The organism is Segatella albensis DSM 11370 = JCM 12258, assembly GCF_000426565.1.
In the GTDB taxonomy this organism is placed as follows: domain Bacteria; phylum Bacteroidota; class Bacteroidia; order Bacteroidales; family Bacteroidaceae; genus Prevotella; species Prevotella albensis.
This window is the reverse complement of the sequence record NZ_AUFP01000001.1, coordinates 321,111-335,569: the sequence shown is the minus strand read 5'-3', so window position 1 is coordinate 335,569 and position 14,459 is coordinate 321,111. Positions and strand designations below refer to the sequence as shown.

Below are 14,459 nucleotides of genomic sequence, written 5' to 3'. Positions count from 1 at the left end.
AATTAGATTAGAACTTAAACAAATCAGAAGTGGTAAGAAGACCTGTATGTTCCTTGGTGTACTCTGCGGCGAGTACTGCACCAAGAGCAAATCCCTTACGAGAATGTGCATCATGGGTAATAACTATCTTATCAGCATCTGAATCATACGAGATGGTATGAATGCCAGGAACTTCATCATGACGAATACTGTTGACAAGCAACTCGTCTGACTGATGTTCCGCACTGCCTTCTATCTTACCATCATCCCATACCGTGGTACCTTTCTTCCATTCTTTCTTACGATCAATATTATCAAGGATTTCCTCGGCCAAAGTAATCGCTGTTCCTGATGGTGCATCGAGTTTGTGGATATGATGTGTTTCCTCCATCTCTACATCGTACTGAGGGAAACCATTCATGATCTTTGCCAAATACTTGTTGACTGCTGAGAAGATGGCTACTCCGATGGAGAAATTAGAAGCCCAGAATAGGGTTTGCTTTCCATCTTTGGTAAGAGCCTCAACATCGGCCTGATGGTCTTTCATCCAACCTGTAGAACCACTAACGACCTTCACATGATGCTTAAAAGCCTTGAGATAGTTATCGTAAGCAGCAGTAGGATTTGTAAATTCTATAGCTACATCAGCACTTGCAAATTCTGGAGAATCGAAGTCCTGTGGGTTATCAACATCGATTTTACACACAATTTCATGGCCACGCTGCAAGGCGATCTGTTCTATCATATGACCCATCTTGCCGTAGCCGATTAAAGCAATTTTCATATTAATTCGAATTAATTCTATCGCAAAGATACACTTTTCCCGCCAATTTTTCACTATAACTGATACAAAATAAGAAAAATTTATGTAGTTTTGTACTTCAAAAATAAAAATATCACAAAATGGAGCTTTTATTACATTATGTATGGAAGCATAAATTGTTCCCTCTCAGTAAACTGAAAACATCTGATGGGCATCCCGTAGAAGTGATAGATCCTGGCTTGCATAACCAAAATGCTGGCCCCGACTTCTTCAATGCTAAGGTAAAGATAAACGGAACTTTATGGATAGGAAATATTGAGATCCATGATAAGGCCAGCGACTGGTTTCTGCATGGCCATGACCATGATTCACGATATAATAATGTCATCCTCCACATATGTGGAATACTTGATGCTGTGGCAAAAACTGAAAATGGTGATTTACTTCCACAATTGCAGTTACCTATACCAGACTTTGTCCTCGATCATTATCAAGAACTTTTGAGCATTGATGCATATCCTCCTTGTTACAAGATTATCCCTGAGCTGTCAAAGTTTATGCTCCATTCCTGGATGAGTGCGCTACAAACGGAGCGACTTGAACAGAAAACTGAGGCTATCAACAGGAGGGTGAATTTATGTAATGGATCTTGGGAATCGGGATACTTCGTGACACTGGCCAGAAACTATGGATTTGGTATCAACGGAGATGCTTTTGAACAATGGGCCTTGAATATTCCTCTCCATGACGTGGACCATCATCGAGACGATTTATTCCAAATAGAGGCTATTTTTATGGGACAAGCGGGACTACTCGATCCCGAAGCCATCCCGGAACAATACCGAACAGAGGCTGCTAAAGAAGGGTACTTTGAGAAGCTACGCAATGAGTATTTATATCTCGCTCATAAGTTCTCTCTCAAACCTATGAATCGGAATCTGTGGAATTTCCTACGATTAAGGCCACAAAACTTTCCACACATCAGAATTTCACAGTTGGCTAACCTTTATTATCTCCGAAAGGCGGGACTTAGTCAGATCATAGAGGCAAAGGATGTTATAGAACTTTACGATATCCTCAAGGTTGGGGTTACACCTTATTGGGAAACGCATTACACTTTTGGATCGCCCAGTGAGAGAAACAAGAAGAGTCTTTCTCCTTTCTCGATCAACTTACTGCTCATCAACACTGTGGTTCCTATATTATTTGCTTATGGTAAGCACAAGATGGATGAGAAACTTTGTGACAAGGCTTTCGATATTCTCGACAGACTAAAGCCTGAGAATAATCGAATTGTGAGAATGTGGCATCAAGTGGGAATCAATGTGGAAAATGCTAGCGATAGTCAGGCTCTCATTCAACTCAAGAAGGAATATTGTGACAAAAAGGATTGCCTAAGATGTAGAATAGGTTATGAGTATCTGAAAGCACCCAATATAAAAAAATAACAAAAAAGTACAGATATATGAGTAAATACATCTATGAGACCGAAATGGAAGTAAGAGATTATGAGTGTGACATCGAGGGTATCGTCAATAATGCGAACTATTTGCATTATTTCGAGCATACACGTCATCGCTTTCTGATCTCTACAGGAGCCAGTTTTAGCGAAATGCACGAACGGGGTATTGATGCTGTAGTGGCCAGAATGAATCTGCAATATAAGACACCACTTCGTTGTGACGACTGGTTTATCAGTAGATTATGGCTGGAAAAACAGGGAATAAGGTATATCTTCCATCAAGACATCTTTAGAAAAAGCGATGAGAAGTTGTGTTGTAGGGCTACCGTAGAACTGGTTTGTCTCATCAATGGCAAACTTGGAAACAGCGAGGATTACGACAAGGCTTTCGCTAAATATATAGAACTATAATAAAACATATAAAATTGGATCAGCAGGAGATATTATACAGCATTGCGCTGACGAGAATTAATTATTTCAAACTTACAGGATTACTTCAACTCTATCGGAAATTAGGTTCTGCTACCTCTGTGATAGAACATAGAAATGATATTCTGGATATCATCCCAGACGCCTCTCCCCGATTGATCGATGCGTTGAAAAATATCGATGAGCCTTTGAAAAGAGCTGAAGTGGAACTAAAATACGATTCTGAACACAATATACAGGCTTTGCCTCTGAACGATGAACGTTATCCTCAGCGACTGAAAAATGTAGACGATGCTCCTATCGTGTTATTCTATAAAGGTAATGCGAACCTGAATCCGCAAAGGGTGATAAACATCATCGGAACAAGACAATGTACAGTATATGGACAGGATCTTATCAGAAAATTTGTTGCTGACTTAAAGGGACTCTGCCCTAATACGCTTATTGTAAGTGGACTTGCCTATGGTGTTGATGTCAATGCACACCGGTTTGCCTTACAAAACGGTTTTGAGACTGTTGGTGTATTAGCTCACGGACTGGATACACTTTATCCTTCTGCGCATCGGCAGACGGCCAACGAGATGATTCATCAAGGTGGATTGCTCACGGAGTTCCTCACCATGACAAACGCTGACAAAATCAACTTCGTAAGAAGAAACAGAATCGTCGCTGGAATGTCGGATGCTTGTATCCTCGTAGAAAGTGCTGCAAAGGGTGGCGGACTGATCACTACAGAGATCTCTCAAAGTTATGGCCGTGACGTCTTTGCATTCCCTGGCAGAATCGGTGATCATTACAGCGAAGGTTGTAACAATCTGATCAGGGATAATGGGGCTGGTCTCATCACTTCTGCTAAGGACTTTGTCAATGCCATGGGATGGCAGGATGACGCAAAACTCGCTAATGCGCAGAAAAAAGGTATTCAACGGGAAATGTTTCCTGAATTAAACGAAGATGAAAAGACTATCGTAAGAATACTACAAAAGAACAATGATCTCCAGATTAATATTCTTACCGTCCAGGCTAATATCCCTATCCATAAACTTACCGCCCTACTCTTCGACCTTGAAATGAAAGGTGTCGTCAAGGAACTTGCTGGCGGTATGTATCATCTGCTAAATATCTGAAAACAAAGAAAAACGTCCATGTGAGCAACTTTTGTTTGCACATGGACGTTTTTCTTGATTATTACTTACCGTTATTTGCTCTTGGTAGCTCTGATGAAATAGGCAATCAAGAGAACATAGGCTGCAAGTGAGCAAACCTCTGACAGTGGATTCGTCCACCATTGATCTGCAACAGAGACCTCTACTCCACCAAACTTGAGTAATGCACTAACAACGCCCATCAGCGCACCACCGGCTATAAATCCACTGGCAAGCAATGTTCCTTTCTCTCCACGAGCCTTGTTTACGTCTTCGTCCTTTGACCGTGTGGTTACATACCAGTTGATAGCACCACCCACTACTAATGGTACATTCAGTTCCAAAGGAATAAACATACCTAATGCAAAGGCTAATGCTGGAATGTGACAACGATCCAAGATAATCGCAATCAGGGCACCAATACCATAAAGTATCCATGGGGCACCCACTCCATTCATCAATGGGTCGATAACTGCGGCCATGGCATTTGCCTGAGGTGCAGCCAACTGTCCGCTGGCAAAACCATAGGTCTCGTTGAGCAACATCATCACGCCGCCTACTGTGGCAGCACTAACCAATGTTCCTAAAAATTTCCATGTCTCTTGCTTCTTTGGAGTTGTACCCAACCAATATCCTATCTTGAGGTCGGTAACAAAACTACCAGCCATTGACAATGCTGTACATACAACACCACCCATGATAAGAGCGGCAAGCATACCTCCAGGACCCTTGAGTCCTACTGCTACCATGACTACGGAAGCTAGAATCAAAGTCATCAGTGTCATACCGGAAACAGGATTGCTGCCTACAATTGCTATGGCGTTGGCAGCCACTGTGGTAAAGAGGAATGCAATGAGTGTTACCAATAGGATTCCTACGATGGCAAACAACAGATTATCCATAACACCCATCCAGAAGAAGATAAAGGTAATAAGGATTGTGACGGAACTACCAATAGCTATAATTTTGAATGAGATGTCGCGCTGGGTACGCTTCACAGATTCCTGATTTCCACCTTGACCCTTCAACTCACGAGAAGCCAGTCCCACTGCACTCTTGATGATACCCCAGCTCTTGATGATACCCAGAATACCAGCCATGGCGATACCGCCAATACCAATAGAACGGGCATATGACTTAAAAATTTCTTCTGGACTCATCGCTCCTACAGTCGATGTAATCGATGGATCCCACATATTCAATACTTGATCATGAAACAGGATGCTCATTCCTGGAACGATAAGCCACCATACTGCAAGACTTCCAAAGCAGATATACAAGGCATATTTCAAACCTACTATATATCCCAAACCTAAAACAGCAGCACCTGTATTTACCTTAAATACCAACTTTGCCTTATCGGCCAACTCTTGACCAAGTCCGATAACGCGACTTGTGAAATTCTCATTCCACCATCCAAAAGTAGCAACGATAAAGTCGTATAGACCACCCACAAGTCCTGCTATAAGCAAAGGCTTGGCCTGATCTCCACCTTTTGCACCACTTACCAATACTTGGGTTGTTGCGGTGGCTTCAGGGAAAGGATACTTGCCATGCATATCGCTCACAAAATATTTACGGAATGGTATCAAAAACAGAATACCCAAGACACCACCCAGTGCAGAGGCCATAAAGACTTTCAGAAAACTCGTGGTCATCTCTGGATATTTAGCTTGAAGGATATAGATAGCTGGCAGCGTAAAGATGGCACCAGCTACGACAGCTCCCGAACAAGCACCGATACTTTGGATAATGACATTTTCACCCAAAGCCTTGTTACGATGAGTTGCCGTAGATACTCCTACTGCAATAATAGCTATAGGAATAGCAGCCTCAAACACTTGCCCGACCTTTAAACCAAGATAAGCTGCCGCTGCAGAAAACAACATAGCCATCAAGATTCCCCAGGTTACCGACCATACATTCACTTCAGGATACACCTGACCAGACTTCATAATAGGAGTATATTCCTCTCCCTCTTTTAGTTCCCGAAAGGCATTTTCGGGAAGTTGAACATTTTCGTTCTCGTTATTTTCCATAAGAGTATTATTTATTTTTGTTTTATCCACAACAAATCAGCGCCAAAGATACGCATAAAATTCGAGAAATCAGTCAGTTTGGTTTGTAATATAAACGATTTTGATTAATTTTGCAGCCAGAATGAGAATAGGTAATTTAGAATTTGGAGAAAAGCCACTCTTCCTCGCTCCTATGGAAGATGTTACTGATATAGGCTTCCGCAAGCTGTGCAAACGTTATGGCGCAGCCATGGTATATACTGAGTTTGTGTCGGCTGATGCTATCATCCGCAGCATCAATTCAACCCTTAAGAAGATGGTTGTAAATGATGATGAGCGCCCTGTTGGCATACAAATTTATGGCAAAGAAGTAGAACCTATGGTAGAAGCTGCCAAGATTGTTGAGCAGTTTCATCCTGACGTCATCGACATCAACTTTGGATGTCCTGTCAAGAAGGTTGCCGGAAAAGGGGCGGGAGCTGGACTACTTAAGAACATTCCTTTGATGCTAGATATCACACGTGAGGTGGTAAAGGCTGTAAAGACTCCTGTAACGGCAAAAACTCGACTGGGATGGGATGCCAACAATCTTATTATCACCGATCTTGCAGAACAGTTACAAGACTGTGGTATTCAGGCACTCACTATACATGGTCGTACGCGTTCACAGATGTACACCGGTGATGCTGATTGGTCATTGATTGGTGAGGTAAAGAAGAATCCTCGCATTCATATTCCGATCATCGGAAATGGTGACATCACTTCTAAGGAAAAGGCTAAAGAGGCTTTCGATAAGTTTGGGGTGGATGCTGTAATGATTGGAAGAGCTACTTTTGGACGACCTTGGATTTTCAAAGAGATACGTGATTATCTGGATGCTGACGGAACTTTACCTGATGACTATCTGCCATTATCTCTCGATGATAAGATTGATATTCTGGAAGAGCAACTCAAGATCAATGTTGAACGCATTGATGAATATCGCGGTATTCTGCACACCAGACGTCATCTGGCTGCAAGTCCAATATTCAAAGGTATCCCTGATTTCAAACAGACGCGCATAGCCATGCTCAGAGCTACAAAGACCGATGAACTTATCGGAATCTTGGAGGAATGTAGAAAGATCCTAAAAGAAGTATCCCTTACCTAAGTCTAAGATAGAATTACAAAAACAAGAGAAAAGTTGAATTCACACTGTAGGATCTCTATAAAATAAAAAATACATATACCATTACGTAGATCAACGCAATGATATATGTATTTCCATTAAGTAAAGTGAGTTTAAAAGTGGGTCTCGATATAATCAAAGAACCAACGGTCAAAACTTTTTTCTACCTGAGTCTTTTTCTGGAGGTTTTGCGTATTCGCATCCAAATTCAATTCATTAGATTTCATATTCTTGTATCCTTTATTTTGCGCTGCAAAGGTACTTAATTTATATCAAAGGAAAACATACATTCTATTTTTTCTTTTCTGAATTTATGCAATCGATTTCACAGATTGTCTCTCATGAATACGATCCCATCGTAAATAAATTCCTGCCAAAATCGTACCGGATATAGAATGCCAGGCACAACTAATGGCACACGGAAGTACGGCCAATGGTTGGGCTGCAAAGAAATTACCTGCCAAAACCGTTGCTAAACCTGCATTCTGCATTCCTACCTCAATACTTATCGTACGCTTCTTGGCTACACTGAACCCTGCGGTCTTGCCTGCAAACCAACCTAGAATATATCCTAACGAATTGTGACAGAAGACAACAGCAAAAGTCCAAAGGAACAACATCAATCCACGATTGAGCAAATCATCGTGTACCGTGGAGATAACACCACCTACGATAAAAGCAAGACAGATGACACTAACTCCAGGCATCAAACTTTGAATGGTTGGAAATATGGCTTTCTTCGCATATACATAATTGAGAAAGCAACCAATGGCAACTGGTATGATCGTTACCATAAGTATGTTCGTAAACATACCAATGGCGTCTATGGCAATAATCTGACCAGCGACAAGTTTCATCAGAAAAGGCGTCATAAAAGGAGCCAACAAAGTAGATGCACAGGTCATACCTACAGAGAATGCCACATCGCCATGACAGAGATAACTCATGATATTGCTAGAGACACCACCTGGGCAACAACCTACAAGAAGAATACCTAAGACTAATGCAGGCTCCAAATGCCATACATTCACCAACAGATAAGCTATACCTGGCATGATGAGAAATTGTGCACATGCTCCTATAAAAATATCAAACGGACGACTGACTAGAATCTTGAAGTCTTGCGTGGTAAGCGTAAGGCCCATCGTCAGCATGATAATACCAAGTATCACCGTTTGTGTGTTACCTCTCACCCAGTCAAATAAATGAGGGAAAAACATAGTTACAATCGCAATTACAATAATAAATGCCGACGTATAATTAGCAAGCCATCGGCTGCATGCCTGTAAAAACCTCAACATACTTATAATCCTTAATTAAATTTTGAACACGACTGCAAAGTTATAACAAAAACACGAGTACAACAAATAAACAGTAACTTAATTATTACATTTACTTTCAATTTATCCGAAATACGAATATTTAAGTTATAAAATCATTATTTTTTCATTAGAATTGGAACAAGTAACTTTGTAGATGGTTTTGATATGTCTGTTCATATGTAACTACATGATTCCTATAACATTGTGGTAAACTCGTGAATTTATTACGTGTACCACGGCCGTGGTACAACTGTACGTCGAACGTGGTACAACTGTGCGACGGCCGTCGCACACGTATACCACGGCCGTCGCACACCAAACGAAGGTATATTTTCAGGACAACGTACCCATATATGACCAGTAACAGCCCTAGAATGTCTTAATCTTGAGATGTTGAGAGACATATAGAATATCCAATTCTTCAAAGATGAAAACAGGACAGTATCTTATCAAGAAAAGAAAAAAATACAGAAAAAACAACTTTATACTGTATTTTTTGTAACTTTGCAGCAAAAGATAGAAAAAATAGAATGGACGAAGATTTCGATATCAGAAACGAAAATATATCCTCGGCTGAAAAGGAGTTTGAAAATGCTCTCCGCCCTCTAAAGTTTTCAGACTTTAGTGGACAGCAGAAGGTTGTAGACAACCTCGAAGTGTTTGTAGAGGCTGCCAAATATCGTGGTGAGCCTCTTGACCATACACTCCTTTACGGTCCTCCTGGTCTTGGTAAAACGACGCTGAGCAATATCATTGCAAATGAATTAGGCGTAGGATTCAAGATTACCTCAGGACCTGTACTCGACAAACCGGGTGACTTAGCTGGTATCCTTACTTCCTTGGAGCCTAACGATGTGCTATTCATCGACGAGATACATCGCTTATCACCTGTGGTAGAGGAATATTTGTACTCAGCAATGGAGGATTATCGAATAGACATCATGATTGACAAAGGTCCTTCGGCACGTAGTATACAGATTGATTTGAATCCTTTTACCCTCGTAGGTGCAACGACCAGAAGTGGACTCCTTACGGCTCCGCTCAGAGCTCGTTTCGGTATTAAGATGCATCTGGAATACTATAATCCAGAAACGCTGCAGAAGATTATCAAGCGAAGTGCTATGCTACTGAAGATGCCTATCGAAGACAATGCTGCTGTGGAAATCAGCCGTCGAAGTCGTGGCACGCCTCGTATCGCAAACGCTATGCTACGACGAGTACGCGATTTTGCACAGGTAAAGGGTAATGGAACCATTACAAGTGAGATTACTCAAACTGCTCTACAAGCGCTGAACATCGACCAATATGGTCTGGACGAGATAGACAACAAAATATTGCTCACCATCATCGACAAATTCCGTGGTGGACCTGTAGGTATCTCTACTATCGCCACTGCAATCGGTGAGGATGCTGGCACCATAGAGGAGGTGTATGAACCGTTCCTGATCATGGAGGGATTCATCAAGCGTACTCCAAGAGGAAGAACTGCTACGAGACTGGCTTACGACCATCTAGGAAGAAATCCTTATAATAGCAATGTGATGGAACCAAATCTTTTTTAATAATGAGAATAGGTGTTTTTACAGGAACTTTCGACCCTTTTACCATAGGGCATCAGAATATCGTGGAGAGGGCTTTGCCTCTCTTTGACAAACTTGTAATTGCTGTGGCTGTAAGCAAATTGAAACATACACAGGATGAGATTTCGGAAAGACTGAACAATATTCAGACACTATATGCTGATAATAAGAATATCAAGGTCGTTGCCTATAGTGACTTGACTGTGGATATGGCCAAAAGAGAAGGCGCCAATTTCATTGTCAGAGGTGTAAGGTCGGTAAAAGACTTTGAATATGAACGCGAGCAGGCGGAAATCAACCGACGACTGAGCGGAATTGAGACTGTACTGCTATTCTCTGAACCAGCTCTATCAAGTATCAGCAGTACATTGGTAAGAGAATTGCAATTCTTTGGAAAGGATGCAAGTGAATTTATAGCAAAAAGAAAGGAGAAATAATTATGATTACTTATAATGCAGATGGCATTAAAATGCCAAAAATCAAAAAACGTGAGACCACAGCTTGGATTAAGGCTGTAGCTGCAACCTACGGAAGAAAGGTTGGTGAGATAGGTTACATGTTTGTAAATGATGAAAAGATTCTCGAGGTAAACAACGAATATCTGGGACACGATTACTATACCGACATCATTACTTTCGACTATGATGAGGATGACATTATCAATGGTGACCTTGTCATCTCGCTGGACACCGTGAGAACCAATGCAGAAAAGTTTGCTAAAGACTATACAGAAGAGCTGTATCGCGTGATCATCCACGGTATACTACATCTATGCGGTATCAACGACAAAGGCCCGGGAGAGCGAGAAATTATGGAGGCTAATGAGAATAAGGCATTAGATATCCTCAGAGAAATGAGAAAATAAAAATATCAGGGTTCTATTTTCACAGAACCCTGATATTTTTTGTTCATCCGATAAATGTATAGATCTTATCGGATAAACCTTTTTTATTTACGCGATATAGAGCAAATTTCTACTTTTTGATTACTTCCAATGCTCGCTGAATGATATCATCTGTTTCGTTTATAATCTGGAAGTATTCGTTCATATCAAACAAATCACGGGCTATGAGGGCCTTAAGTTGTATCTTCAGACTTGGAAGTGTTTTCTTGAGTTCGGCATCATCCTTAGCTTGTATCTTCTGTTTATTTCCTTCTGAAAGAATTGTATCTATCAAGCTCTGTGGAATTTCATATTTCTTATTAAAGTCCTCAAAACTGGTATATTGTTTCTTAAGATCTTTACGATGATTATCGATATACTTCAGATCTTCATTGACTATGATTCCCTTAATAGACAACTGACGGAACAAACGGGTGTAACGTGTGGTGTCTAGAGGTACGAATTCATCGGGCATGATACCACCACCTCCATAAACCAAACGATGTTTGCGCAAAGTACGGTAAACTGAGCTACTATCTAAATGGATAGAATCCTTGTTAGATAATTCACCATGATTATAACGGTTCTCAAAATCCATCTCATAATCCTTCAGGTCGCCTTTGCGATAAGGTTTCTGAATACAACGGCCACTTGGCGTATAATAATGAGCCACGGTGAGGCGAATCATACTACCATCATCGAATGGGATAGGACGCTGCACAAGTCCCTTACCGAAAGAGCGACGACCGACAACAATACCACGATCCTGATCCTGAATAGCTCCTGTGACAATTTCTGCCGCAGAGGCAGAGAACTCATCGATAAGGACTACAAGTTTTCCTGTAACAAAGCTTCCCTTGCCATCAGCACGATATTCCTGGCGAGGCACTTGACGTCCCTTGGTATAAACTACCAAATCACCCTCATGAAGAAATTCATTAGCAATAGCAGCAGCCGACTGCAGGTACCCCCCTCCATTCTGCTGAAGATCAAGGATAAGACTCTTCATGCCCTGTTGCTTCAACGTTCTTAGTCCGTCTGCAATTTCCTGAGGACTGGTCATTCCGAAACTACTCAATCGAATATAGCCAACTTGTGGACGAATCATATAGACTGCATCGACAGTCTTCAAAGGAATCTTATCACGCGTTACTGTGAAATAAAGTACATTCTTGACACCACGGCGAACAACACCTAATTTGACTTTTGTATTCTTTGGTCCACGAAGGCGTTTCATCATATTCTCTTTGCTCATTTTAACGCCCGCTATGGCCGTATCTTCTACTGAGACGATACGATCACCGGCAAGGATACCAACCTTCTCTGAGGGGCCATTTAAAACGGGTTGAATTACCACTAAAGTATCGGCAATAACATTGAACTGTATGCCAATGCCCTCGAAATTACCATTGAGCGACTCACTCATCGACTCGGTTTCCTTGGCTGTGGTATAAGATGAATGAGGGTCTAACTTCTCCAACATGCCCTGAATAGCATCTTCTACCAATTTATTTTCATTGACTGAATCAACATACAAATTGGAAATTGCAATCTCTGCCTGCTGCAATTTGCTTAATGGAGATTTATTACCCCAGTTGAAACGTAATTGTGCTTCAACTGGCATGAATAACATAAAGAGCAAGATGGTAACCATCATTGCTCTTTTATTTGTATTGATTACGTATTTCATGTTTTTCTAAAATTTACTAGATGAGAACTCTGTATACTTTGAAAGTATTTAATCCATAGGAACAGAGTCTTCTTCTGGAATATCTTCTTCGATCACCAAATTATCGATAATAAAGTTCTGGCGCTCCATCGTATTTTTACCCATATAATACTCCAAGAGTTTTTGTACCTGATCGTTTTTGTGCAAAGTTACCTGTTCAAGGCGCATATCTGAACCGATGAAATGTACGAACTCTTCTGGAGAAATTTCTCCAAGTCCTTTAAATCGTGTAATCTCAGGATCCGGTCCTAGGTCTTGTATGGCCTGTCGACGCTCTTCATCTGTATAGCAATAATGTGTTATGAAATCACTTTTCTTTTCTCTCTTTTCAAGTTTTTCATCTGCATCAGCTATCACTTGCTTATTTTTTATCTTCGTGCGACGATTTCTTACACGGAAGAGTGGCGTCTGGAGTACATACACATGCCCTTTCTTGATTAAATCTGGGAAGAACTGGAGGAAGAATGTAATAATGAGCAGACGGATATGCATGCCATCGACATCGGCATCTGTTGCTACAATCACCTTATTATAACGCAGGTTATCCAGTCCATCCTCGATATCCAAAGCAGCCTGTAAGAGGTTGAATTCCTCATTCTCGTAAACCACTTTCTTGGTAAGGCCAAAGCTATTAAGAGGTTTGCCACGCAATGAGAATACAGCCTGCGTATTCACATCACGGCTTTTGGTGATACTTCCACTGGCAGAGTCGCCCTCGGTGATAAAGATACAACTTTCTTCCTTTCGATTATTCTTGCTGTCACAATAGTGAATACGGCAATCGCGTAATTTACGATTGTGCAGATTAGCCTTTTTAGCTCTCTCACGGGCCAATTTGGTGACACCTGCCATTGCTTTACGCTCGTGTTCACTTTCCTTGATCTTGTTTTCTAGTACTTCGGCTACATCATTATGGATATGGAGGTAATTATCTACCTCTTTCTTGATAAAATCACCAACATATTTATTAATGCTGTCGCCATCTGGAGCCATCTGGGTACTACCTAGTTTTATCTTGGTCTGGCTTTCGAATACTGGTTCCTCTACATTCAAGGCGATAGCCGCTACAATACCATTTCGGATATCGGTATACTCGTAATTCTTATTGAAGAACTCCTTAATGGTCTTGGCGATATGTTCCTTGAAGGCGCTCTGATGTGTACCACCCTGAGTAGTGTGCTGTCCGTTGACAAAACTATGATACTCCTCACCATACTGATTGGTATGGGTAAAGGCTATCTCTATATCTTCACCTTTCATATGGATGATCGGATAAAGGCCATCCACGGTCATATTATCGGTCAACAGGTCTTCGAGACCATTACGACTCTTGATGCGTCGACCATTATACATGATGGTGAGCCCGGAGTTCAGATATGTGTAATTGCGAAGCATAGTTTCCACGATATCATCATGAAAACTATAGTTTTTGAATAAAGTGTTATCTGGTTGGAAATAGATGTAGGTACCATTTTCCTCCTCTGTCTTATGTGTCTTGTCGCTCAACTTGACACCTTTCTCAAAGACGAGCTCACGTACCTTTCCATCACGAAATGACTTTACTTCGAAATGGCTACTCAGCGCATTAACAGCCTTTACACCGACACCATTCAAACCAACGCTCTTCTTGAATGCCTTGCTATCATACTTACCACCCGTATTAAGCATACTCACGGCCTCTACAAGTTTTCCCTGAGGGATTCCTCGACCATAGTCACGCACTGAAACACGAAGATTTTCTTCAATCTCCACTTCGATGCGATCACCGGCATTCATCTTAAATTCATCTATAGAGTTGTCTATAACCTCTTTCAGAAGCACGTAGATACCATCTTCCGGTAGATTTCCATCACCAAGACGACCGATATACATACCAGGACGGGTTCTGACATGCTCCATATCGGATAGATGACGAATATTGTCGTCCGTATATTCTACAGACTGCTGGGGCTGAATCTTTTCGTTTTCTTCTGACATATCT

The 14,459-nt window shown here is 41.2% G+C and carries 12 protein-coding genes; 7 read left to right on the top strand and 5 right to left on the bottom strand.

Going from position 1 to position 14,459, the window contains the following annotated elements:
• Window positions 1-7 precede the first annotated feature (7 nt).
• Window positions 8-763: a 4-hydroxy-tetrahydrodipicolinate reductase gene (gene dapB / locus K333_RS0101500; protein ID WP_024990171.1), complete on the bottom strand. Its 756-nt coding sequence runs from the start codon at window positions 761-763 to the stop codon at window positions 8-10.
• A gap of 119 nt (window positions 764-882) precedes the next feature.
• Here dapB and K333_RS0101495 point away from each other — a divergent pair, with 119 nt between their 5' ends.
• The 3 genes from K333_RS0101495 to dprA are packed head-to-tail and all read left to right on the top strand — an operon-like array spanning window position 883 to window position 3,760.
• A complete protein-coding gene (locus K333_RS0101495) occupies window positions 883-2,190 on the top strand; it encodes a DUF2851 family protein (RefSeq protein WP_024990170.1) in 1,308 nt (435 codons plus the stop codon).
• Between the two features lie 17 nt (window positions 2,191-2,207).
• Window positions 2,208-2,615 carry an acyl-CoA thioesterase gene (locus K333_RS0101490; RefSeq protein ID WP_024990169.1) on the top strand — a complete coding sequence of 136 codons (408 nt, stop codon included), beginning with the start codon at window positions 2,208-2,210 and terminating at the stop codon, window positions 2,613-2,615.
• A 14-nt stretch (window positions 2,616-2,629) separates the two neighbouring features.
• Window positions 2,630-3,760, top strand: a complete 1,131-nt coding sequence (gene dprA / locus K333_RS0101485; protein ID WP_027452247.1) for a DNA-processing protein DprA — start codon at window positions 2,630-2,632, stop codon at window positions 3,758-3,760.
• Between the two features lie 71 nt (window positions 3,761-3,831).
• Here dprA and K333_RS0101480 read toward each other — a convergent pair whose 3' ends face one another.
• Window positions 3,832-5,817: an OPT family oligopeptide transporter gene (locus K333_RS0101480; RefSeq protein WP_024990168.1), complete on the bottom strand. Its 1,986-nt coding sequence runs from the start codon at window positions 5,815-5,817 to the stop codon at window positions 3,832-3,834.
• Between the two features lie 121 nt (window positions 5,818-5,938).
• Between K333_RS0101480 and dusB the strand changes: the two genes are divergently transcribed.
• On the top strand, window positions 5,939-6,946 hold the full coding sequence (gene dusB / locus K333_RS0101475; protein WP_024990167.1) for a tRNA dihydrouridine synthase DusB: 1,008 nt from the start codon (window positions 5,939-5,941) through the stop codon (window positions 6,944-6,946).
• Window positions 6,947-7,275: 329 nt separating this feature from the next.
• On the opposite strand, the gene K333_RS0101465 is transcribed toward dusB, so the two are convergent.
• Window positions 7,276-8,265 (bottom strand): bile acid:sodium symporter family protein, encoded by a 990-nt coding sequence (locus tag K333_RS0101465; RefSeq protein WP_027452246.1) that lies wholly within the window; start codon window positions 8,263-8,265, stop codon window positions 7,276-7,278.
• A 551-nt stretch (window positions 8,266-8,816) separates the two neighbouring features.
• Here K333_RS0101465 and ruvB point away from each other — a divergent pair.
• From ruvB to ybeY, 3 genes are read left to right on the top strand one after another with little or no spacing between them, the layout of a single operon-like run.
• A complete protein-coding gene (ruvB, locus tag K333_RS0101460; protein WP_024990165.1) occupies window positions 8,817-9,848 on the top strand; it encodes a Holliday junction branch migration DNA helicase RuvB in 1,032 nt (343 codons plus the stop codon).
• 2 nt (window positions 9,849-9,850) lie between these two features.
• Window positions 9,851-10,303: a pantetheine-phosphate adenylyltransferase gene (gene coaD, locus K333_RS0101455; protein ID WP_024990164.1), complete on the top strand. Its 453-nt coding sequence runs from the start codon at window positions 9,851-9,853 to the stop codon at window positions 10,301-10,303.
• 2 nt (window positions 10,304-10,305) lie between these two features.
• On the top strand, window positions 10,306-10,731 hold the full coding sequence (ybeY, locus tag K333_RS0101450) for an rRNA maturation RNase YbeY (RefSeq protein ID WP_024990163.1): 426 nt from the start codon (window positions 10,306-10,308) through the stop codon (window positions 10,729-10,731).
• 109 nt (window positions 10,732-10,840) lie between these two features.
• Here the strand turns inward: ybeY and K333_RS0101445 are convergent, their stop codons facing one another.
• Together K333_RS0101445 and K333_RS0101440 are read right to left on the bottom strand one after the other, a co-directional pair.
• Complete coding sequence (locus K333_RS0101445; protein ID WP_024990162.1) at window positions 10,841-12,439, bottom strand: S41 family peptidase; 1,599 nt, start codon at window positions 12,437-12,439, stop codon at window positions 10,841-10,843.
• A gap of 48 nt (window positions 12,440-12,487) precedes the next feature.
• Window positions 12,488-14,455 (bottom strand): DNA topoisomerase IV subunit B, encoded by a 1,968-nt coding sequence (locus K333_RS0101440; protein WP_024990161.1) that lies wholly within the window; start codon window positions 14,453-14,455, stop codon window positions 12,488-12,490.
• Between the last annotated feature and the right edge of the window lie 4 nt (window positions 14,456-14,459).

Bases quoted from the DNA above. Each gene is read 5' to 3' on its own strand.
- dapB (WP_024990171.1), bottom strand. From the start codon at position 763: ATGAAAATTGCTTTAATCGGCTACGGCAAGATGGGTCATATGATAGAA.
- K333_RS0101495 (WP_024990170.1), top strand. From the start codon at position 883: ATGGAGCTTTTATTACATTATGTATGGAAGCATAAATTGTTCCCTCTC.
- K333_RS0101490 (WP_024990169.1), top strand. From the start codon at position 2,208: ATGAGTAAATACATCTATGAGACCGAAATGGAAGTAAGAGATTATGAG.
- K333_RS0101480 (WP_024990168.1), bottom strand. From the start codon at position 5,817: ATGGAAAATAACGAGAACGAAAATGTTCAACTTCCCGAAAATGCCTTT.
- dusB (WP_024990167.1), top strand. From the start codon at position 5,939: ATGAGAATAGGTAATTTAGAATTTGGAGAAAAGCCACTCTTCCTCGCT.
- K333_RS0101465 (WP_027452246.1), bottom strand. From the start codon at position 8,265: ATGTTGAGGTTTTTACAGGCATGCAGCCGATGGCTTGCTAATTATACG.
- ruvB (WP_024990165.1), top strand. From the start codon at position 8,817: ATGGACGAAGATTTCGATATCAGAAACGAAAATATATCCTCGGCTGAA.
- coaD (WP_024990164.1), top strand. From the start codon at position 9,851: ATGAGAATAGGTGTTTTTACAGGAACTTTCGACCCTTTTACCATAGGG.
- ybeY (WP_024990163.1), top strand. From the start codon at position 10,306: ATGATTACTTATAATGCAGATGGCATTAAAATGCCAAAAATCAAAAAA.
- K333_RS0101445 (WP_024990162.1), bottom strand. From the start codon at position 12,439: ATGAAATACGTAATCAATACAAATAAAAGAGCAATGATGGTTACCATC.
- K333_RS0101440 (WP_024990161.1), bottom strand. From the start codon at position 14,455: ATGTCAGAAGAAAACGAAAAGATTCAGCCCCAGCAGTCTGTAGAATAT.